The sequence below is a fragment of the Pseudomonas sp. MT92 genome, from assembly GCF_058792515.1.
Window position 1 is genome coordinate 38625 of sequence record NZ_JBXAFA010000002.1, and the last position, 20431, is coordinate 59055.

Below are 20431 nucleotides of genomic sequence, written 5' to 3' on the forward strand. Positions count from 1 at the left end.
CAGTTTCAACTGTCAGGAACAAGTCTTCTGATGTAGATTAAGTAGACAAGTGAGAGGAATGAATCCGCATGAGTGAAATGAATGTGCAACCCGTGGCGCGGCGCCCTCATCTGGCTGAGCACATCGCCCGCTCGTTGAGTGACGAGATTGCCTCCGGCCGACTGCGGCCAGGCGACCGCCTTCCGACCGAACAGTTTCTCTCGCAAAACTTCGGTGTCAGCAGGAATGTGGTGCGCGAAGGCATCGCCACGCTTCGAGCCCAGGGACTGATCCAGTCGCGCCAGGGCGTGGGCGTATTCGTCTCGGCCGCCGCCCAGTCGCCGGAGCCTTTGGCGCCGCGTGAAAGCACGCCGTTTCTGGACGGCGACAATACGATGCGCAACATGTTCGAAGTACGGGCGGTACTGGAAAGCCAGGCCGCTGCGCTGGCGGCATCGCATATGACGCCCCACACGCTGAAAACGATTCAGGCGGCGGTGCTGCGAATGCAGTACGAAGGGGAACCGACTCTGGACACGGTCAACGCTGACCTCGACTTCCATCGGGCGGTGGCTGCCGCGTCAGGCAACGACTATCTCGAGACAATGATCCGCACGGTGCTCGAACCGATGCGAGCGCTGATCTCCATGACCTTTGCACGGCGGGGTCCGGTGTTCAGCAATATTCCCCATGCAGCGCGCGGCGAGCATGAAGACCTCGTGCAGGCATTCATCAACCGGGATGCGGAAGCGGCGCGTCGGATCATGGGCCAGCACATTGTCAGTGCCGCATCGCGATTCGGCTACGAGATCACGTTCTTCTGAGGCCGCCAGTTGTCTCATTGTTCTACAACAAGCCAGGTGGCTGTGACGCAGTCGCGCCGAGGGACAGGCACCAGGGATCTGTCCCCTGCTTCCATCAAGGCACCAGCAGTGCTTCATGGATCTCGATGGAAGGAACAGCACCGTCCACACGCCGGCTATCAAGCCAGCCCCTGGTTTTGCCGACATCAAAAATCTGTCCCTGCTCCATCAGCGTCAGGATGAGCTCATCGGACACGCGATAGCGGCCGCACTCCGGGCAATCTCTCTCCTCCCAGGGGCCGTGACACTGAATTCGCTGTGCGACGCCGGCACAAATAAGACAACTCATCACGATCACCTTTTTATGGTTGTGCCCGATCTGTCATGGCCCTCACGCTCGAGCGCACTGATCTGGCAGGTGATGGGTCGACCGAAGAAAGGTGGGTAAAGTTCGTGGCCTTGTCGCTTACAGTGCGGAGAGGTCGCATTCGTTGATCCACTCAACGCCCGCGAACGTTTAAGGCAATGCCCATGGCATCAATTCAGGTCCATAGACGCGCCCGCACAAGCGAGCAGATGTCATGGAAACGGAACGACCGGCACCTGGCTTAAAGGCATTCCTGCGCGGCGCGTTCGAGTGGGGAAGGACCGAAAGTCGAAGCCAGCAGCGCACGCTCGTACAAAAACACCTTGCCGCCATTCGATGCCTTGTCCTTATAGGCCTCGAGCACATCGTCCGCGGCGACTTTGCTGGACACGACGATCCGGTAGCTGCGCTGGGTCTCCGATACGGTGGCTTGCAGCGAGTCGTGCTGCAGTTTCGGTAATACGCAGTGTGCGTAATCCGCAGGAGCTTTCCTGGTCTGCAACGTCAGCGTCGGGGCGTTCGGGGCCGAGGCACAGCCGGACAACAGCAAGCATGCGACGAGCGCTTGCCGGGTCAACATATTCATCGCGCAAATTCCTGGGAAGCATTTGGATGTGCGCGATTTTCCTTGTTTTTGGCACACAACAAAACTTGAGATCGGTGATGGTCACTATTACCTGAACGAATAGTCAGCCGCAGTGACCAGGCTCAGTCAGGTTTATCGACTTTCGTTGAGGGCTCCGCGGCGCGGCTGCCCTTGAACGCATCACGCCGCGCCTGTCGCTCCAGGGCATAAGCGGCACTCGGCTCACTGATCAGTTCTTCACGGCGCAACAGCTGGCCGCAATGTTCGCAAAGCGGCCCGAGCCCGGCGGGTTGCCCGCAGGTCTGGTGGGTGTATCGCACCGCCAGGCCCTCCTCTTGCGATTTGCACCAGGTTTCCCCCCAGGCACGCAAGGCAAGAATCACCGAGTAAAAGGCCTGCCCCTTTTCAGTGAGGTGGTACTCGTGACGCAGCGGCCGTTCGCTGTAGGCACGACGTTCGACCAGCCCGTCGGCTTCCAGGCTTTTCAGGCGTGCGGCGACCATCTGGGGAGTGCCACCTGTCTGCGCCTGAATCTCATCGAAGCGATGACTGCGCATGAACAATTCCCTGAGCACCAGCACGGTCCAGCGATCTCCGACGACCGATTCGGCCCGGGAAATCGGGCACAGGGTTTCAGGACTACTCTTTTTTATCGACATACGGTCTTGCCTCTTTCACACTCACTATGATTATCATATCTACAACATGCCAAGGCAAGCCCGTGGCACGGATCAACCCCTTCCCTGGAGAACTGTCATGTCGAACGCTGCCTACCCGCTTGGCCAGACCGCTTACCTGCTGGTCGACCCCTACAACGATTTTCTGTCCGAGGGCGGCAAAGTCTTCCCCTTGATCAAGCCGATCGCCGAGCAAGTCGGCCTGCTCGACAACCTGCGCGCCCTCGATCGTACTGTCCGCTCCCTCGACATTCCGGTGGTCATCGTACCGCACCGGCGCTGGGAAAAAGGCGACTACGAAAACTGGGATCACCCGAGCCCCTCCCAGTGCAAGATCCAGCACATGCACCACTTCGCACGCGGGGAATGGGGCGGGGAATGGCACCCGGATTTCGCGCCAAAGGAAGGTGACATCGTTGTTTCCGAACACTGGGGATCGAGCGGTTTCGCCAACACCGACCTCGATTTCCGCTTGAAGCAAATGGGTGTCACCCACGTGATCATCGTCGGCCTGCTGGCCAACACCTGCATTGAGGCCACCGCCCGTTACGCTCAGGAACTCGGCTACCACGTCACCCTGGTGCGAGACGCCACTGCGGCATTCAAGCCGGAAATGATGCACGCCGCCCATGAACTCAACGGCCCGACGTTCGCCCACGCCATCGTGACGACGGACGAACTCATCGCCACGCTGGCGCAGTAAGGTGCACAAAATGAAATTGACCGGAAATCTGCTGATCGGCGCCCATGAATTCCCTGCCACCGAAGGGACCATGAAGGCGCTGAACCCCGCGACCAACCAGCTCATCGAGCCGGATTTCGCCTTGGGCGGCGTCGAGCAGGTCGACAAGGCCGCGACCCTCGCCGACGAGGCCTTTGACGCCTACAGCCATACCTCGCTCGCCGAGCGCTCGGCGTTCCTCGAACGCATCGCCGACCATCTCGATGCCGCCAGCAAAGAGCTCGCGGCACGGGCAGCGCTGGAGACCGGTTTGCCCGAGGCGCAACTGCAGGGTGAAGTCGCAAGAGCCGCCACCCAGTTCCGCCAGTTCGCCGATGTCGTGCGCAAAGGGCGCTTCCTGCAAGTGGCCATCGACCCGGCGCAACCTGATCGCCAACCCCGCCCGCGCATGGACCATCGACTGCAGAAAATCGCCATCGGCCCGGTGGCGATTTTTGGCGCGAGCAACTTCCCCATCAGCTACTCGGTGGCCGGGGGCGACACCGCTTCAGCATTGGCCTCTGGCGCAACAGTCATCGTCAAGGCCCACAACGCCCACCCGGGCGCCTCGGAAATTCAGGCCCGAGCCATCCGCCAGGCGGTGCAGGACAGCGGACTGCCTGAAGGTGTGTTCTCCATGGTACGCGGCATTGGCAACGCGATTGGCGAAGCCCTGGTCGACCATCCGCTGATCAAGGCGGTGACCTTCACCGGCTCGGAACAAGGTGGCATGGCGCTGTACCGTCGTGCGCAACGGCGCCCGGACCCGATTCCGGTGTTTACCGAGATGACCAGCGTCAACCCCACATTCGTCCTGCCCCACGCGCTGGCCGGGCGTGGTTCGCAGATCGGTGATGGTTTCGCCGAGCGCATGCTGGTCAATGTCGGTCAGGCCTGCCTCAAACCGGCGATCCTGATCGCCATCGAAGGCACCGGATTTGACGCGTTGCGCGCCGCGATGGCCCAGCGCGTGGCCCAAGCAGCTGCGCGTCCGATGCTGACGCCGGGTATTCATGCGTCTTACATCCGCGGCCTCGACGACCTGCAACGCGCCGGCGCCCGACTGGCGGTCGAGGGGGAGCCCGCCCATGGGGATCTGGATGGCCACTCTGCGTTGCTGGAAGTCGATGGCGCGCATTTTCTCAGCGAGACGGCACTGGCGCACGAAGTGTTCGGGCCGGCGGCGTTGTTGGTGAAGGTCAGGGACGCGGCGCAAATGCTCGCCGTCGCCCGCTCGCTTCGCGGTCAGCTCAGCGCTGCCATGCACCTTGAGCAGACAGACATCGAACTGGCCCGGCGCTTGCTGCCGATACTGGAGCGTCGCACCGGTCGCATTGTCGTCAATGCGTTTGCCCACCCACAGGAGGTGTCCTTCGCCACCATCCACGGAGGACCGTTTCCGGCATCATCGGACAGCCGCTTCACCTCGGTGGGCATGACGTCCATTGAGCGTTTCCTGCGTCCGGTGTCGTATCAGGGCTTTCCCGATGCGCTGCTACCGGAGGCACTGCGAGACATCAACGCCCTTGCAGTGCCACGCAGCGTGGACGGTCAGTAGGTGTCAACGAAGGCCCGGTACTCAGGGGGTTGCCGGGTCTTTTTCCAAGGTATGCACCTGGTTCCGGCCATTGCGCTTGGCCTGGTACAACGCGTCATCAGCGCGGGTCACCAGGCTTTCCAGGTTGTCACCGGGTTCAGTGAAGGCGACACCAAAGGACGCGGTGACCGTGTCCAGCACGGTGTCGGTGCCCCGCGCCTTGATCCGCAGCGACTGGACTTTCAACCGCAGTTGTTCGGCGAAGGCGTTGGCCACGGTGAGATCGGCGCAGTGTTCGAGCACCACACAAAACTCCTCACCGCCGTAGCGCGCCGCGAAAGCGTTGGCTGGCAGCGCGTCGCGCAGTACCTGACCCACATGCTGAAGCACCCGATCGCCCAGCGGATGACCGTACTGATCGTTGAACTGCTTGAAATGATCGATATCCAGCATGACCAGCGCCACGTTTTGCGACGCTTTGACCAGCGCCTGCTCCAGCTGGCGGGTGAACGCAGACCGATTGAGCAGCTCGGTCAGGCCATCCAGCGTGGCGGCCCGTTGCGCACGCTCGAGTTTGTCCCGCAGGGTTTTGATTTCACTTTGCGCTGATTGCAACTGGGCAAGGAAGTGTTCCTGCTGGCTCTGCATCAGCCGGGTGCTCTGCTGCAGCTCGCTCAAGATGTCCGGCAGACGAGCGCTGACCGGCTCATCGAGCATCTCCATGCACTGGCCGAGACGGCTCTGAAAAGTCAGATTGCCCTTTACGCTGCGCGAGACATCCCGCTCCATGCCATCCACCAGACTGATGACCTGATGCTGGTCCGCACGGACATCGTCCAGTTCGTCACGGATGATGTGCTCGCGAAACAGCTTGGTGGCGGATTCCGGCGGAAAGTAGTCGAAGTCTCTGAGCACCCGGTCCAGGTGGCGATTGAGCTCCGGGTCCTGGCCCTTGCTGTAGGTGTACCAGAGTGCGTAATGCACAGGATTGGGCGCAATGTTGTGGCGGACCATCAGGGGCACGGCCTGCTTGAGCAAGGCCGCGGCCTCCCGGGTGTCTTCCGGATACAGCGCTAAAACATTCGCACGCGATTCTGATTGGCTCATGGCATCACTGTGGTTATTTGTTTTGGGCATTCGCAGCGTGCGGGGGAGCATACCGATACGCCCGACAAACGGCTATCCATAACTAGCGGTTTTGCGGCCGTCGATAGGGTTCGATGAACCCGCAACCCAGGATTTCGTTCAGCCGCCGGGTATCGCTTATTCGGCGAAACAACCCGGGCGTGCGCCACGGCGCGTGACCATCAATGTTCGGCGCGCCCAACCCGGCCAGCACGTCGTCGATCAGAACGGAGCGGGTTTCGAACGAAATTCGCGTCAATCCGGTGCTGTTACCGACGCCGGCATGGGCATGCGCCCCGGAAAAGGCAATCAGGCTCCCCGGGGCGATATCCACGGCCAACCCCTGCTGCGGGTCGATTGCCTCCAGCAGATGCGGGATGGCCTCGTCGGCATCCACCGCATTACGACCGTCACGATGGGAGCGCTCAAGGATCGCGCGCATATCGAAATCCGCACTGCAATTGCGCAGCGCTTGCTGCCACAGGTGCGGATACAAGGCAAAGGTCCGCCCCGTCGTGATCGGATAGATCGGCGCCCACCAGTTGGTTTGTGCATAGAGATTCGAGCCCCAGGTATCGCGGTGAAAGGCGATGGTGGCGGTGGTGCGGGCGCGCGGCGTCGATTGCCGGGGTTCTCGGTGAGGTTGAAAACGCAGGTGCAGGCGGTCACAGGCCAGGGCATCGGGGGCCAGGCCCAGGCTTTCCACCACGACCCGCCAATGCTCGCGAACCTCTTTCGAGCGGGCAAAGGCGTTCTGGCATTGGGCAAAACGCAGCGTTTGTTCATCATGGCTCAGATAACGGTGAATCTCTGGCGGCGCCCAGGGATGCAGCGCGTCCTCCAGCCATGCACGGGTCAATGCCACCAGTGCCGCCATGGCGGGCAACTCAGTAATACGAATGATGTCGCCGGCATAGATCCGATCGTGAAACTGCCGAGCGCTGCCCGGTATTTGTAGTGAGCTGTACATGACCTGATCTCCCGTAACGTAGCGCTCTTGACTGTAGAGGTCAGCCGATTGCGCCGGGAAGCATCAGGCGTGGCGGAAAAAGGCGGATCAGCTCAAGGTGAACCGGCGCGCCAATGCCTGCCGAGCGAAACGAAAAAAGCCCTGCACGCGTGAACCTGCAGGGCTTCCTGGTCTGACTGACCTTCTCATTTACCCGGCCTGACTGGCCGGTTATTCATTTGCTCAACAACACTTCGGTCCAGCCTTGCTGCCGTAACGGGCTTCCTGGCGTTCGCGGAAGAACGCCTCGTAGTCCATCACCGGTTGGTCCGGATGCTTGCGTTGCATGTGCTCGACGTAGTTGTCGTAGTCGGGCATGCCGACCATCAGGCGCGCGGCCTGACCGAGGTATTTACCAAGACGACTCAGGTCATTGAACATGGTGCAATCCTCGCTTACGCCTCTGGCAGTGCCTGGAAAGGCGCTTCTTTATCCGTACGCTCCTTGGTGCCCCAGGCCGCGACACCGACCTTCAGCGCAAAGAACAGGATGCTGAACACTACGAACAGGAACAGCGCGGTCAGTGTTGCGTTGGTGTAGGCGTTGAAGATCACATGCTGCATCTGCGTGATGTCCTTGGCCGGCGCCAGCACCTGGCCGTTGGCCAGTGCATCGCTGTACTTCTTGGCCAGGGCCAGGAAGCCGATCGCCGGGTTGGCGTCGAACAGCTTGATGAAGCCGGCGGTGGTGGTGCAGATCAGCAACCACACGGCAGGCAACAGCGTGACCCAGACGTAACGCTGGCGTTTCATCTTGATCAGCACGACGGTGCCGAGCATCAGCGCGATACCGGCCAGCATCTGGTTGGAGATGCCGAACAGCGGCCACAGGGTATTGATGCCACCCAGCGGATCGATCACGCCTTGATACAGCAGGTAACCCCACATCGCCACGCAACCGGCGGTCGCGATGAGGTTGGCGGTCCAGGATTCCGTGCGGCGCAGCGCCGGCACGAAGGAGCCCAGCAAATCCTGGAGCATGAAGCGACCGGCACGCGTACCGGCGTCGACCGCCGTCAGGATGAACAGCGCTTCGAACAGGATCGCGAAGTGGTACCAGAACGCCATGGTGTTTTCACCCGGCAGGACGTGGTGCAGGATCTGCGCGATACCGACCGCCAGGGTCGGCGCACCACCGGCACGGGCCAGGATCGTCGTTTCACCGATATCCCTGGCGACCGCTTGCAGGGCGTCCGGGGTGATGGCAAAGCCCCAGCTGCTGACGGTTTGCGCGACGCTCACGGCATCGGCGCCTACGACGGCGGCCGGACTGTTCATAGCGAAATACACGCCCGGATCGATCACCGAAGCCGCGACCATGGCCATGATGGCGACGAAGGATTCCATCAACATGCCGCCGTAACCGATGTAACGGGCATGGCCTTCACTGGCGAGCAGTTTCGGTGTGGTGCCGGAAGCGATCAACGCGTGGAAACCGGACACCGCGCCACAGGCGATGGTGATGAACAGGAACGGGAACAGACCGCCCTTCCACACCGGGCCGGTGCCGTCGATGAATTGGGTCAGTGCCGGCATTTTCAGCTCGGGCATGGTCACCAGGATGCCGATGGCCAGGGCCACGATGGTGCCGATTTTCAGGAAGGTCGACAGGTAATCGCGCGGTGCCAGGATCAGCCACACCGGCAGCACGGCAGCGACGAAGCCGTAGCCGATCAGCATCCAGGTAATCTGGATGCCAGTGAAGGTAAAGGCTTTGGCCCACACCGGATCGGCGGCAATCTGCCCGCCCAGCCAGATCGAACCCAGCAACAGCACCACGCCAATCACCGAAATTTCACCGATGCGGCCCGGGCGGATGTAGCGCATGTAGATGCCCATGAACATCGCGATCGGGATGGTCGCCATCACCGTGAACATGCCCCACGGGCTGTCCGCCAGGGCCTTGACCACGATCAGCGCCAGCACCGCGAGGATGATGATCATGATCAGGAAGCAGCCGAACAGCGCAATGGTGCCGGGAATGCGGCCCATTTCTTCACGGACCATGTCGCCCAGGGAGCGGCCGTTGCGGCGGGTGGACATGAACAGGACCATGAAGTCCTGCACGGCGCCAGCCAGCACCACGCCGGCGATCAGCCACAGCGTGCCGGGCAGGTAGCCCATTTGCGCCGCCAGCACCGGACCGACCAGCGGACCCGCGCCCGCGATGGCCGCGAAGTGGTGACCGAAGAGCACGTGCTTGTTGGTCGGTACGTAGTCCAGACCATCGTTGTTGAGCACAGCGGGAGTGGCTCGATTGGGGTCGAGCTGCATCACTTTATTAGCGATGAACAGGCTGTAATAGCGATAAGCAACCAGATAGATAGCGACGGCTGCAACGACGATCCACAGGGCGTTGATCGCTTCGCCGCGGCGCAAGGCCACGACACTCAGCGCAACCGCTCCCAGGACGGCCACGGCAAACCAGGCAAGGTGTTTAGCCAGACGGGGCATACAAGGTCTCCTGCCGACAGCCAGTGGACTGCGGCGGTAATTTTTATAATTGTGTCCGCAATGCGGAGCTGGCCCAATATCCCCGTATGTCGTCCACAAATAAATCCGCGTTACTACGTACGTGTTTTCTACGTAGTTCTACGTAGACGCCCCTCCCCCAATCCCCTGTAGGAGCGAGCCTGCTCGCGATGTACTTCAGGGCAACGCGGGCATTCAGACAACCCGCGTCATAATTGACGACCCTCCCGAGCAGGAGGTCTGCATCGACCAGCGGACCTTTGGCTATCTCCTACAAGGTGCTTGTTTGGCATATGATCCCGAGCCTTCGCGGGGGCAGGAGTCAAGATGCAGCTCAAACACAAAATCGTCGCGCTCGGGATTCTGCCGCTGGTACTGGCCATCGCCGTCATCTGTGCGCTGGTGATTTCCCTCAATCGCCAGCTGGGTGATCAACAGGCACAGCTGATCGAAGACAGCATTCTGGCGAGCAAGCGTGCCGAACTGAAAAACTACGTGGAAATGGCGCAGAGCCTGATCGCGCCGCTGTACGACGACGGCCACGGTGACGCGCATGCCCAGCAACAGGTGCTCGAAGAACTGCGAAAGCTGAGCTTTGGCATCAACGGTTACTTCTTCGTTTATGACCACGAGGGCCGCAGCCTGATGCATGCGCGGCAATCGGATCTGGTAGGCCAATACCTGTGGGACATGAAAGACCCCCACGGTTTGCCGGTGATTCAGGCGCTGCTCAAAAGCGCGCAATCGGGCGAAGGCTTTCAACGCTACGCCTGGAACAAGCCCTCCTCCGGCCAGGTGACCGACAAGCTCGCTTATGTGGTGATGCTCGACCGTTGGGGCTGGATGCTCGGCACCGGCATCTACCTTGAAGACGTCGAACGCGCTACCCAGCAGGCCCGTGCCGAAGTCGCCCAAGGCATTCGCAAGACGATGATGGCGATTGCCGTGGTCGCACTGGTGGCGGTGCTGTTCGTCTTCGCCACCGGCATGACCCTGAATGTCAGCGAACATCGTCTGGCCGATAAAAAACTGCAGCGCCTGACCCAGCGCATTGTCAGCCTGCAGGAAGAAGAACGATCACGGGTTTCCCGCGAACTGCACGATGGCATCAGTCAGGTGCTGGTCTCGATCAAGTTTCAGTTCGAACTGGCCAGCCATGTTCTGGAGAACGGACAAGACAAAGGCCTGGGCATTTTGAGAGACGCCACTGAACGCCTGGGCCAGGCGATTGGCGAAGTGCGCAGCCTCTCCCACGACCTGCGCTCGTCCTTGCTCGACACCCTGGGCCTGCCGGCCGCCATCGGCCAACTGGCCGCCGAATTCGAGCAACGCAGCGGGCTGACGGTGACGTACAACGACAACGAGTTCGACTGCCAGTTGGTCGATGGCGCCGCCGTTTCGCTGTTTCGTATCGTCCAGGAAGGCCTGACCAACATCGAACGCCACGCTCAGGCCAAAAACGTCTCCATCACCTTGCACGGTTCGGAAGAAAACGTGCGCCTGACGGTGGTCGATGACGGTGTCGGTTTCAACGTCGCTCAGGTCGAGCGTCGTCACGCCGGCATTGGCTTGCGTAATATCCGCGAACGTGTCGAACATTTTGGCGGGCGCTTCGAGTTGATCTCGATGCCGGGAAGAAGCTCGCTGGATGTTCTGCTACCCATGAAGCCCTCGGGCAGCCAACGCTGACTGCGCCCAGAACAACACGAGTGAATGCCTACGATGACCCTGCCCTCCCCGATCCGCGTCGCCCTGGTTGACGATCACTCCCTGGTCCGTGACGGGATCAAGGCGCTGTTGGGCGTGATGGCGCCCCTGGAAGTGGTGGGTGAAGCCGAGAGCGGTGCCGAGGCCATCGAGATGGTCGGGCGCTGCCAGCCAGACCTGTTGCTGGTCGATATCAGCCTGCGGGACATGAACGGCCTTGAACTGACCCGCGTCCTGCGCAGTCAGTATCCGGCGCTCAAGGTGCTGGTGCTGAGCATGTACGATAACTATGAGTATGTGAGTGAGTCGGTGCGTTCCGGTGCCAGCGGCTATGTGCTGAAAAACGCTCCGTCACGGGAGATCATCGCCGCCATCGAGGCCATCACCAGCGGCGGCACCTTCTACAGCGCCGAAATCGCCCAACGGCTCATCGCCGATAAAAACACCGACAATGAGCTGACCCCTCGTGAAAGCCAGGTGCTCTACAAAATGGCCCAGGGCCTGAACAACAAGGAAATGGCACGAGAGCTGGACATCAGCGTGCGCACGGTGGAAACCCATCGCCTGAGCATCCGCCGCAAGCTCAACATCGACAAACCCGCGGCCCTGGTCAAATACGCGATCGATCACGGGATCATTTCGCGCTAACCCCCATTCGTGCCCTCGGGATCGCCGTCGCCGGCAAGCCGGCGCCTTCAGGTAACCGTCGTATCAGGCCTCAGAGCTTGGCAATCGAGACTTCGGTGGATTTCACGAAGGCAATGACTTCGCTGCCCACTTTCAACTCGAGGTCGCGCACCGAACGGGTGGTAATCACCGATGTGACAATGCCGGAGGCGGTTTGCACGTCGATTTCCGAGACCACTTCGCCCAGCAGAATTTCCTTGATGACGCCCTTGAACTGGTTACGGACGTTGATCGCTTTGATAGTCATGGTGAGGCTTCCTGTCTGATGTCGAGTACATCCACATGGATGTGCAGGACCTCAAGGTGCACTGAGTGAATACACATTAAAAGGAATAAATAATTCTTTTATTATTCTTTTTGGAGATATCAAGCCGCTCTATTCAACGGCCTGAAACGCTGACTCCAATAAGAACAAAATAGAATTAACAAATACAAAAACAGTATTTATCGTTATAAAAATATCCACGTACTCTCACTTCATCCCGTCATTCATCTACACAGTGAAGTGCCCCATGAATCCGACTGACAACCTCATCGACTTCGCCAGCTATCGCAAACGCAAACACGCTCAGCAACGGGCTCGGGCCATGTGGGAAATGTATGCACGCAACGCCGGACTCCAGGCGTTTCAATGGGTACAAGCCGCCCGGGCCAGCGAGACGCGTCACGCGTGAACGCGCATCAACCCTCGCGCTTGCTGGTGAGCGCCGATGAACCGGTACTGGATTTGAATCACCTGGACCCACAGGATGAAGATGCCAACTGCGAGCGGGTCGCACAGAATCTTCAACGCCTGCGCAGCAAGCGCCTTCTGTCCCTCGATGCCCTGGCCCGACTGTGCGGTGTAAGCCGGGCGATGCTCGCGCAGATCGAATCCGGCCGCAGCGTGCCGTCGATCAAAGTGCTGTGCAAAATCGCCAAGGGCTTGAAGGTATCGGTGGCCGCCTTTCTTGAGCATCGGGCCTTTGAAGGCGTGGCGGTATTGTCGGCCAGTCAGAGCAAGCGCCTGGTCAGCGCCAGCGGCACTTTTGTCAGTCGCGCCCTGTTTCCCTACGACGTTGCGCGACAATCGGAATTTTACGAGTTGCGCTTGAGCCCGCTGGGCGAGGATCAGTCCGAGGGGCATGGTCCTGGTGTCCAGGAAAACCTGGTGGTGGCTCAGGGGGTGCTGGAAATCAGCGTCAACGATGAGCGCTATCTGCTTTCCACCGGGGATTCGATTCTGTTTTATGCCGACCAGCCCCATCGCTATCGCAACCCCGCCGACAGTGAAGCGGTGGCGTACCTGGTGGTGACTTACCCCGAACGCCTGGACTGAACCGCAGATAGCCAATGAAAAGCCCGGCCAATTCGCATTGGCCGGGCTTTTCAACGCTTGCCGCCAGGGATCAGCAGGTGCAGCACATCAGTGGCATGCCATTGCAGCTCATCATCATCGGCATGCTGCAATCGTTCATCATTTTCATCATCAGGGCGCAGCAGTTTTTCATCATGTCCATGCTCATGCCGGCCATCGGCATGATTTTGCACATCATGCCGTCGGCCATCATGGTGCATTCCATCACGCACTTCATCGATGGCATCGGCATGCCCATCATCGCCATTGGCATCATCATGTTCATCATCGGCATGGCCATGCTCGCCTGAGACATGCACATCATGCTCATGTTGCCGCAGTGCATCATCATCGGCATGCCGCAGTTCATCATCATCTGCATCATTTCAGCGCTGTTCTTGAACATCGCCATGTCCATGCCAGCGGACGGCATCATCTTGCACATCATGCCGTCGTCCATCATTTCGCAGGTCATGGTCGCCATCATCATCGGCATGCCCATCATCGGCATCGTTGGCATGCTGGTGTTCATCGGCATTTGCATCGGCATGGCGTTCATCATGGTGTTGCTCCCTGAAGGATCGGATAGTTGGACGAAGCTGATGGGACGGATTCTATGGAATCGGCCAGGCGCAACAAGCTGATGGTCAAACAGCCAAAGTCGATGTCAGGGCAGCTTTAACGAGGCAGGCAGGACGGATATTTCCGTTATGACAAATGATTGTCTTCGATCACGGACAAGGCAAAAGCGATGACGTGGATTTCGCGGTTATGGATATGCCAGTCGAGTCTAATTAAATAACCGAAGGAAATAATCGTTCTAAACGCGGCTGATTTTCAGGCAAAAAAAATCCCAGGCAGCTGATGGACGCCTGGGATTTAAAAATGCATAAACCGTGGTGGTGAACGCGGCGCGGATATTACGGAATATTTCTCTCTGTAACAAGATATTTTAATTAACCACCTGGTTACTAAGCGTTCTAACCCTCTAAATATCCTGATATTTTTTAAGGCTAAGGTAGAAATCACCTTAACTTGGGCGAAACCTGAGTCATGCAATCGGGATCAGAGGATCCGCTGCCGCCCACACCGGTGACGATCAACTCATCCAGGTCATTGAACTATCCGATTGAATCCTACAGACAGTCGCGCACGCCCTTGCGCAGCGCGTTTGATTTGGCCCAGGGTGGCCCCTGATAAAGTGATACGCGGCTGCCATCCTTGTACTTCACGATATCCAGCACTTCATCGGCAGTGACGATACTCGGCGCGGTAATCCTGTAGCCGTTGGAAATCGAGATCTGAGTGGTGTGGGATACCTCCTTCTGCCACTCGGGCAACACACATGCCGCAAGCTCTTTTGGAGTCTTTTCACTGTACTTGCTGACGTTCGGTTCACCTGGAACCAGGGACGTCGGCAATGAACACCCCGCCAATAACGCCAATCCAACTCCGCCCATCAACATCCGGCTCTGCATAAAGCGCCCTTAATTCCTGAAAACGTGAAATGTAGCGTGTCGTCGCCCTGACATCCATTTCTCACAACGGCATTGGTGAGTCCGGCCACTCAATGGCCGACCGTATTATCGCCGGGGCCGGGGTAGGAGCGCGTGTTGAGATAAGTCATCCACCGCTCATAGGCCTCGTGCTGCCATTGCGTGACCCGCTCCCATTCCGGCCCACTGAGCCGGTGCTCGCAAATGAGTGTCATCATTGCGCTGGTGGCCGCATCCAGATCCACGATCAGCTCATGAGCGTGCGCCCGGAAGTCATCGGTCGTTGTCATTTGCATTGCCCCCGCCCAGGAAATCGATACTCCAATACGACAGCGGATTTACGAGTTCGCGCAAACTTCCCGACCAAAGGAAGCCGCACGGGATCAGACGAACACAACGCCCCGTTGGGAAACGGGTCTAAAATTTCGTAGCGCGGACATTCAGGAGGTCATCATGTGGCTTAACGAGTCGGAACAAGAACTTCGCCGTGATTTGCAGAGTGTTGCGTCGGATCTGAGGTGGTCTGCCGTGGAACTGTTACGCATCGCCGAGCAGTTGCGCCAGGCCGGCAATGACGTAGACGCACAGGCCGCCCTGCGGCTGTGCGAAGTTTTCCAGAGCAATGAAGGACGATTGGCGGGTTACGCCGAAGAAGTCAAAGCCCGGGCCATCAGTCGAACCACCAAAACTCACTGAGCGGAGCGCCGACATGAACAGGCTTCTGTGCTCGCTGGTCGTGGTGCTGACGGCATTGAGTGGCTGTAATACCGAGTCTGGGGCGTTCCGGGGGCAGCCGCTGGTGGCCAAGGTCGACACCGGCATGAGCAAGGAACAGGTCCAGCAGATCGGCGGCCCACCGCTATCGATAACGGACCGCACCGTCGAGCCCGGCACCTGCTTCGATTACACGTTGACCCAATCCGGCAAAAAACAGCCGTACAACGTCAGTTTCGACAGCCGCGGAAAGGTCGACCACACCAGTTTCATGACTTGCGCCGAATGGAGCCACGCACAACAAAAAGCCAGGGAGCCTTCGCACTCCGGTGGCGGAGGCTACTGACCACCGCGTCAACGTCAAAAAGCCCCGGAATGCCGGGGCTTTACATGCAATCAACTGGCTTACTGGCTGTTCGCCTGCCTGCCCGAACGTGCCTTGTAGCCAGGAAGCGACGCTGCAAACGCCAGTGCTTCTTCGCGGCTACCAAATGAGGCAAGACGGTCACCTTTGGTGCATACCCGCCACGGACCGTTGTTCACGCTGATTACGTCATAGCCGTTCATATGCATCTTGTTCAACATCGAAAGACTCATAGTCACCTCCGTTTTGGCAGTGATGTCCACGTTGACGTGCCTACCTTACACCCACCCTTTGTCCGAATGCCGACCAGACGTCGTATCACCACGACCGATTCAATGGCACTTTCAGGTATGACTCGCATCGAACAGCACAGCCACAGGCAAAACGGCACGCGGCGTGAATATTGCATTTTTGTTACAGTTTAATGACAGCAAGCCATCAGGTCACACATGAAAGTACGCGCAACCGTCATTTGCGAGCAGGACCGACACATTCTCCTCGTGCGTAAGCTGAGGTGCCGCTGGGCGCTGCCCGGTGGCAAAGTCGAGCCCGGAGAAACCCGGGCTGACGCCGCCATACGCGAACTGCAGGAAGAAACCGGCCTTTACGCCGACGAGATGCTGTACCTGATGGAACTGGAAACCGGCGATACCCGACACCACGTCTACGAAGCCTCCGTGGTGAATCTGCATGAGGTCCGGGCGCAAAATGAAATTGTCGACTTCATCTGGTTCCCGCTGGATACCGTACAAAACCTGAGCACCAGCGACGCCACGCTGCGCATCATCAAAGCGTTTCAGCGTCGCCTGTAACGGCCTGTGCGTCAGCCCTGATCGCCACCGCCCACGGGCATGACCATGCCGGTGATATAGGACGCTTCGTCGCTGGCCAGAAACAGAATCGCCCCGGCCTGTTCATCCAGCGTGCCATAGCGCTTCATCAAACTGCTGTCGAGGGTTTGATCGACGATCTGCTGGTACCAGATTTTCTCTTGTGCACTCTGCTCGGCACTGTTGCGCGGAATGACCCGAGGTGGCGCTTCGGTGCCGCCCGGCGCGGTGGCATTGACTCGCACGCCGCGCCCGGCGGTTTCGAACGCCAGGCACGCAGTCAGCGCATTCACCCCGCCTTTCGCCGCGCCATACGGCACGCGGTTGACGCTACGGGTGGCAATGGACGAAACGTTGACGATCGCCCCGCTGCCCTGTTCCAGCATGAATGGCAGCGCGGCATGGCAGCACCACAGCGTCGGAAACAGCGAGCGGCGCACTTCGGCCTCGATCTGCGCGGCCTCGTAGTGCTCGAACGGCTTGGCCCAGATCGTGCCGCCCACGTTGTTGATCAGCACGTCGAGCCGACCAAAGCGTTCGACGGCGGTGTGCATCACCCGGTTGCATTCATCGTATTGCTCAAGATCGGCAGTCAGGGCCAGGACCTGGCTGGTCTGTGACAGTGCCGTCTGCACCTCGAACACCAGGTCGGAACGATCGACCAGGATCAACTTTGCGCCTTCGGCGGCCATACGTTCGGCAACCCGGCGCCCGATGCCCTGGGCAGCGCCGGTGATCAGCGCGACTTTTTCGTGGAATCTGTTCATGTGTACCCCATGACTAAGGATGCAGGTCAATGAAGAAGTACCGGACGAAACACAGTTCTGTGGGAGCGAGCCTGCTCACGATAGCCGGCTCACAGGCAACATCGATGTCGAATGTTCTGCCCTCATCGCGAGCAGACTCGCTCCCACATGGGTTCTGTGTCGTGCACGGGATTTGCGCACAACTTACGCCGCGCTGGCGGCGAATTTTTCGTAGTAGAAGTTCGCAGGCTTGATGCCCTGCTCGCCGATGTACTTGCTGACCGCTTCCACCATCGGCGGCGGGCCGCACAGGTAGACATCAACGTCGCCATCGTTCAAATGCTTCGGCTCGATGTGCTGGGTCACATAGCCCTTGAGCGGGTGCTGACTGTCGGGACTGGCCACGCAGGCGCTGTAGCTGAAGTTCGGGATGCGCGCGGCGAAGGCTTCCAGGCGATCGAGCTCCACCAGGTCGAAATCGTGGGTCACGCCGTAGATCAAGTGCAGCGGATGCTCACTGCCCTGCTCGGCGATTTTCTCCAGCATTGCGGTGAATGGCGCCAGCCCGGTGCCGCCGGCCAGCAACAACAGCGGCCGACGGATGTCGCGCAGGTAAAAACTGCCCAGGGGTCCGGCCAGGCTCATGCTGTCGCCGGCCTTGGCCATGCCGGTGAGGAAGCTGCTCATCAGGCCGCCAGGCACGTTGCGAATCAGAAAACTGACTTCGCCGTCGCGCTGCAACGAGCTGAACGAATAGGCACGGGTTTGACCGCTGCCCGGAATGCCGAGGTTCACATATTGCCCCGGCAGGAACGCCAGCTTGTTCAAGGCCTCGCCCTTGATCGACAGCGCGATGGTGCTGTCGGACAACTGGCGCACGGCACTGATGGTGGCGTCGTAGCTGGCTTGCTGGGTGCGGCAGACGTCCGACGATACCGGCACCCGCACCACGCAATCGCTCTGGGCGCGCATCTGGCAGGTGAGGACAAAGCCCTGCTCGGCTTCATCGGCGCTGAGGGCGTCTTCGATGTACTCCTCGCCCAGGTCGTAGCGACCGGCCTCGGCAAAGCACTTGCAAGTACCGCAGGCACCGTCGCGGCAGTCCAGCGGAATGTTGATGCCCTGACGGTACGCGGCATCGGCCACGGTTTCGCCGGCATTGGCGTCGATGAACCGGGTGACGCCGTCTTCGAAGTTGAACGCAATGGAATGGGTCATGACGGCCGCCTCACAGGTGATAAACATCGATGACCTGACGAACGTAGTCGTTCTTCAGGATCACTTTCTTGGCCTTGATCAGCGGATTCTCACCGCGCACATCGAGGGTGTAGAAACTGCTGCCGAAATAGCTGTCGACGGTCTTGTAGCGAAAGCTCAGGGTGTGCCAGTTGAAGCGCACCTTGCACAGTCCGTCGGCCTGTTCGAGCAACTCGATGTTGCTGATGTTGTGCGAAGTGCGAGTGTCCGGAATGCTCGCGCTGGAACGCTCGGTCTTGATGCGGAAGACGCGGTCTTCCAGGCCGGTGCGGTTGCCGTACCAGATCAGCGAGATTTCCCGCTGCGGGTCTTCGGTCAACTCGTCGTTGTCGTCCCACGACGGCATCCAGAATGTAGCGTCCGGCGCGTACATCTCCAGCCACTCATCCCATTGCCGGTCATCGAGGTAACGTGCTTCGCGGTAGAGAAAATCGCGCACGCGGTCATAGGTGATGGTCATTGCACGGTCTCCACGGCAATCAACTCGGACTGCTCGGCCGCCAGGGCCTTGAGCATGGTCTGCTGCCAATATTTGTGTTGCAGCACGAACAAGCCTTCATCTTCGGTGCGCACACCGCTGAGCAGCGGATGCAGGTCGATCTCTTTCGCGGCTTCGTCTGCACCTTCGATCCAGTGCTCGGCACCCCGGGACATGTCGTTCCAAGTGGTGACGCTGCCCTGGTAGCTGGTCTGGCAGGAGCGGAACTCCTCCAGGTCGTCCGGCGTGGCCATGCCGCTGACATTGAAGAAGTCTTCGTACTGACGAATCCGGCTCGAACGCGCGTGGTCGCTTTCGCCTTTGGGGGCGATGCAATAGATGGTGATTTCCGTGCGATTGACCGAGATCGGCCGGGCAATGCGGATCTGCGAGCTGAACTGGTCCATCAGGTACACGTTCGGGTACAGGCACAGGTTGCGCGAGTTCTCGATCATCCAGTCGGCGCGAGCCTTGCCGAAGTCCTGGGCGAGCTCGTCGCGACGTTCGTACAAAGGACGGTCCTCTGGGTTGGCCCAGCGGGTCCAGAGCAGCATGTGGCCCTTGTCGAAGGAATAGAAACCACCGCCCTGCTTGGCCCAGCTGCCGGCGCTCATGGTCGGGTTTTCGTCACCGGCTTCGCGCTGCTTGCGCTGGTTCTGGGTGGCGGCGTAGTTCCAGTGCACGGAGCTGACGTGATAACCGTCGGCACCGTTTTCGGCGGTGAGTTTCCAGTTGCCTTCGTAGATATAGGTGGAGGAACCGCGTAGCACTTCCAGGCCATCGACGGACTGGTCAACGATCATGTCGATGATCTTCGCCGACTCGCCCAGGTGCTCCACCAACGGCACTACATCGGCCTTGAGGCTGCCGAACAGGAAACCGCGATAGGACTCGAAACGCGCAACTTTGGTCAGGTCGTGGGAGCCTTCGCAGTTGAAGCTCGCCGGGTAGCCGGCGTTGGCCGGGTCCTTGACCTTGAGCAGCTTGCCGGAGTTGTTGAACGTCCAGCCGTGGAACGGGCAGGTATAGGAGCTCTTGTTGCCGGACTTGTGCCGGCACAGGGTCGCACCGCGATGACTGCAAGCGTTGATGAAGGCGTTGAGCACACCATCCTTGTTGCGCGCGATGAAGATCGACTGGCGCCCCATGGTGGTGGTGTAGAAATCGTTGATATTGGGAATCTGGCTTTCGTGGGCCAGGTACAGCCAGTTGCCTTCGAAGATGTGCTGCATCTCCAGATCGAACAGGCGCGGGTCGGTGAACATCTCGCGCTTGCAGCGATACAGGCCTTGGGCAGGGTCGTCTTCAAGCAGGGAGTGAATATATTCAGGTCGCAGGGTCATGGCCGCCGCCTCCGTTGTTATTGTTCAGGCAGGGTCATGCTAGGACGGGGGGATATGACGGACTATCCGCGGAATGCAGACCTGTATCCGTTTTGTGCAGGGGGCTGGCGTTGTGTCATGCGCCATCGATGGAGAATGTACGGGCCTCTTCGCGGGCAAGCCCGCTCCCCACAGGTCTAGTGGCTGAACACAAGTTTT

At 59.5% G+C, this 20431-nt stretch carries 26 protein-coding genes; 10 read left to right on the plus strand and 16 right to left on the minus strand.

The window, feature by feature from the left end; all coding sequences use genetic code 11:
- The first annotated feature begins 68 nt into the window (after window positions 1-68).
- Window positions 69-803 (plus strand): FadR/GntR family transcriptional regulator, encoded by a 735-nt coding sequence (locus tag AC1Q6D_RS03115; protein ID WP_103404780.1) that lies wholly within the window; start codon window positions 69-71, stop codon window positions 801-803.
- Window positions 804-897: 94 nt separating this feature from the next.
- On the opposite strand, the gene AC1Q6D_RS03120 is transcribed toward AC1Q6D_RS03115, so the two are convergent.
- The 3 genes from AC1Q6D_RS03120 to AC1Q6D_RS03130 form a co-directional block, all read right to left on the minus strand.
- A complete protein-coding gene (locus AC1Q6D_RS03120; protein WP_103404779.1) occupies window positions 898-1131 on the minus strand; it encodes a hypothetical protein in 234 nt (77 codons plus the stop codon).
- A gap of 259 nt (window positions 1132-1390) precedes the next feature.
- Window positions 1391-1735, minus strand: a complete 345-nt coding sequence (locus AC1Q6D_RS03125) for a hypothetical protein (protein ID WP_103404778.1) — start codon at window positions 1733-1735, stop codon at window positions 1391-1393.
- Window positions 1736-1857: 122 nt separating this feature from the next.
- Window positions 1858-2394 (minus strand): winged helix-turn-helix transcriptional regulator, encoded by a 537-nt coding sequence (locus AC1Q6D_RS03130; RefSeq protein WP_103404777.1) that lies wholly within the window; start codon window positions 2392-2394, stop codon window positions 1858-1860.
- A 97-nt stretch (window positions 2395-2491) separates the two neighbouring features.
- Between AC1Q6D_RS03130 and AC1Q6D_RS03135 the strand changes: the two genes are divergently transcribed.
- A complete protein-coding gene (locus AC1Q6D_RS03135; protein ID WP_103404776.1) occupies window positions 2492-3115 on the plus strand; it encodes a cysteine hydrolase family protein in 624 nt (207 codons plus the stop codon).
- A gap of 10 nt (window positions 3116-3125) precedes the next feature.
- Window positions 3126-4691 carry an aldehyde dehydrogenase (NADP(+)) gene (locus tag AC1Q6D_RS03140; protein WP_103404775.1) on the plus strand — a complete coding sequence of 522 codons (1566 nt, stop codon included), beginning with the start codon at window positions 3126-3128 and terminating at the stop codon, window positions 4689-4691.
- A 21-nt stretch (window positions 4692-4712) separates the two neighbouring features.
- Here AC1Q6D_RS03140 and AC1Q6D_RS03145 read toward each other — a convergent pair whose 3' ends face one another.
- From AC1Q6D_RS03145 to AC1Q6D_RS03160, 4 genes are all read right to left on the minus strand, one after another.
- The gene (locus tag AC1Q6D_RS03145) at window positions 4713-5777 is read right to left on the minus strand and encodes a GGDEF domain-containing protein (RefSeq protein WP_256590279.1); all 1065 of its coding nucleotides are present in this window, start codon (window positions 5775-5777) and stop codon (window positions 4713-4715) included.
- Between the two features lie 82 nt (window positions 5778-5859).
- Entirely contained in the window at window positions 5860-6765 is a 906-nt protein-coding gene (locus tag AC1Q6D_RS03150; RefSeq protein ID WP_103404774.1) for a hypothetical protein, read from the minus strand.
- 222 nt (window positions 6766-6987) lie between these two features.
- The gene (locus tag AC1Q6D_RS03155) at window positions 6988-7185 is read right to left on the minus strand and encodes a YbdD/YjiX family protein (protein WP_103404773.1); all 198 of its coding nucleotides are present in this window, start codon (window positions 7183-7185) and stop codon (window positions 6988-6990) included.
- A 14-nt stretch (window positions 7186-7199) separates the two neighbouring features.
- Window positions 7200-9257 carry a carbon starvation CstA family protein gene (locus AC1Q6D_RS03160; RefSeq protein WP_047529912.1) on the minus strand — a complete coding sequence of 686 codons (2058 nt, stop codon included), beginning with the start codon at window positions 9255-9257 and terminating at the stop codon, window positions 7200-7202.
- A 345-nt stretch (window positions 9258-9602) separates the two neighbouring features.
- Here AC1Q6D_RS03160 and AC1Q6D_RS03165 point away from each other — a divergent pair, with 345 nt between their 5' ends.
- Together AC1Q6D_RS03165 and AC1Q6D_RS03170 are read left to right on the plus strand one after the other, a co-directional pair.
- On the plus strand, window positions 9603-10964 hold the full coding sequence (locus tag AC1Q6D_RS03165) for a cache domain-containing protein (RefSeq protein ID WP_047529913.1): 1362 nt from the start codon (window positions 9603-9605) through the stop codon (window positions 10962-10964).
- Window positions 10965-10997: 33 nt separating this feature from the next.
- Window positions 10998-11630, plus strand: coding sequence for a response regulator (locus AC1Q6D_RS03170; RefSeq protein WP_047529914.1), 633 nt, complete (start codon window positions 10998-11000; stop codon window positions 11628-11630).
- Window positions 11631-11700: 70 nt separating this feature from the next.
- Here the strand turns inward: AC1Q6D_RS03170 and AC1Q6D_RS03175 are convergent, their stop codons facing one another.
- The gene (locus AC1Q6D_RS03175; protein ID WP_003173733.1) at window positions 11701-11916 is read right to left on the minus strand and encodes a TOBE domain-containing protein; all 216 of its coding nucleotides are present in this window, start codon (window positions 11914-11916) and stop codon (window positions 11701-11703) included.
- 265 nt (window positions 11917-12181) lie between these two features.
- On the opposite strand from AC1Q6D_RS03175, the gene AC1Q6D_RS03180 reads away from it, so the two are divergent.
- Window positions 12182-12343: a hypothetical protein gene (locus tag AC1Q6D_RS03180; protein ID WP_178083135.1), complete on the plus strand. Its 162-nt coding sequence runs from the start codon at window positions 12182-12184 to the stop codon at window positions 12341-12343.
- Window positions 12340-12987 (plus strand): helix-turn-helix domain-containing protein, encoded by a 648-nt coding sequence (locus AC1Q6D_RS03185; protein ID WP_103404772.1) that lies wholly within the window; start codon window positions 12340-12342, stop codon window positions 12985-12987. The genes AC1Q6D_RS03180 and AC1Q6D_RS03185 overlap by 4 nt, the downstream gene beginning before the upstream one ends.
- 70 nt (window positions 12988-13057) lie before the next feature.
- Here AC1Q6D_RS03185 and AC1Q6D_RS03190 read toward each other — a convergent pair whose 3' ends face one another.
- The 3 genes from AC1Q6D_RS03190 to AC1Q6D_RS03200 form a co-directional block, all read right to left on the minus strand.
- Window positions 13058-13567 carry a hypothetical protein gene (locus tag AC1Q6D_RS03190; RefSeq protein ID WP_178083134.1) on the minus strand — a complete coding sequence of 170 codons (510 nt, stop codon included), beginning with the start codon at window positions 13565-13567 and terminating at the stop codon, window positions 13058-13060.
- Window positions 13568-14141: 574 nt separating this feature from the next.
- Window positions 14142-14483 (minus strand): hypothetical protein, encoded by a 342-nt coding sequence (locus AC1Q6D_RS03195; protein ID WP_103404771.1) that lies wholly within the window; start codon window positions 14481-14483, stop codon window positions 14142-14144.
- A gap of 89 nt (window positions 14484-14572) precedes the next feature.
- Window positions 14573-14791, minus strand: a complete 219-nt coding sequence (locus AC1Q6D_RS03200) for a hypothetical protein (RefSeq protein WP_103404811.1) — start codon at window positions 14789-14791, stop codon at window positions 14573-14575.
- A 163-nt stretch (window positions 14792-14954) separates the two neighbouring features.
- On the opposite strand from AC1Q6D_RS03200, the gene AC1Q6D_RS03205 reads away from it, so the two are divergent.
- Together AC1Q6D_RS03205 and osmE are read left to right on the plus strand one after the other, a co-directional pair.
- Complete coding sequence (locus AC1Q6D_RS03205; RefSeq protein ID WP_047529928.1) at window positions 14955-15197, plus strand: hypothetical protein; 243 nt, start codon at window positions 14955-14957, stop codon at window positions 15195-15197.
- Between the two features lie 13 nt (window positions 15198-15210).
- Window positions 15211-15561, plus strand: a complete 351-nt coding sequence (gene osmE, locus AC1Q6D_RS03210; RefSeq protein WP_090462424.1) for an osmotically-inducible lipoprotein OsmE — start codon at window positions 15211-15213, stop codon at window positions 15559-15561.
- Window positions 15562-15620: 59 nt separating this feature from the next.
- Here osmE and AC1Q6D_RS03215 read toward each other — a convergent pair whose 3' ends face one another.
- On the minus strand, window positions 15621-15812 hold the full coding sequence (locus AC1Q6D_RS03215; protein ID WP_047529932.1) for a hypothetical protein: 192 nt from the start codon (window positions 15810-15812) through the stop codon (window positions 15621-15623).
- 216 nt (window positions 15813-16028) lie between these two features.
- On the opposite strand from AC1Q6D_RS03215, the gene AC1Q6D_RS03220 reads away from it, so the two are divergent.
- Window positions 16029-16391: an NUDIX hydrolase gene (locus AC1Q6D_RS03220; protein WP_103404770.1), complete on the plus strand. Its 363-nt coding sequence runs from the start codon at window positions 16029-16031 to the stop codon at window positions 16389-16391.
- Window positions 16392-16402: 11 nt separating this feature from the next.
- On the opposite strand, the gene AC1Q6D_RS03225 is transcribed toward AC1Q6D_RS03220, so the two are convergent.
- From AC1Q6D_RS03225 to benA, 4 genes are all read right to left on the minus strand, one after another.
- Entirely contained in the window at window positions 16403-17176 is a 774-nt protein-coding gene (locus AC1Q6D_RS03225; RefSeq protein ID WP_103404769.1) for a 1,6-dihydroxycyclohexa-2,4-diene-1-carboxylate dehydrogenase, read from the minus strand.
- Between the two features lie 183 nt (window positions 17177-17359).
- On the minus strand, window positions 17360-18373 hold the full coding sequence (benC, locus tag AC1Q6D_RS03230) for a benzoate 1,2-dioxygenase electron transfer component BenC (RefSeq protein WP_047529938.1): 1014 nt from the start codon (window positions 18371-18373) through the stop codon (window positions 17360-17362).
- Between the two features lie 10 nt (window positions 18374-18383).
- Complete coding sequence (gene benB / locus AC1Q6D_RS03235; RefSeq protein ID WP_103404767.1) at window positions 18384-18872, minus strand: benzoate 1,2-dioxygenase small subunit; 489 nt, start codon at window positions 18870-18872, stop codon at window positions 18384-18386.
- A complete protein-coding gene (gene benA, locus AC1Q6D_RS03240; protein ID WP_103404766.1) occupies window positions 18869-20233 on the minus strand; it encodes a benzoate 1,2-dioxygenase large subunit in 1365 nt (454 codons plus the stop codon). Before benA ends, benB begins: the two co-directional genes overlap by 4 nt.
- Window positions 20234-20431 lie beyond the last annotated feature (198 nt).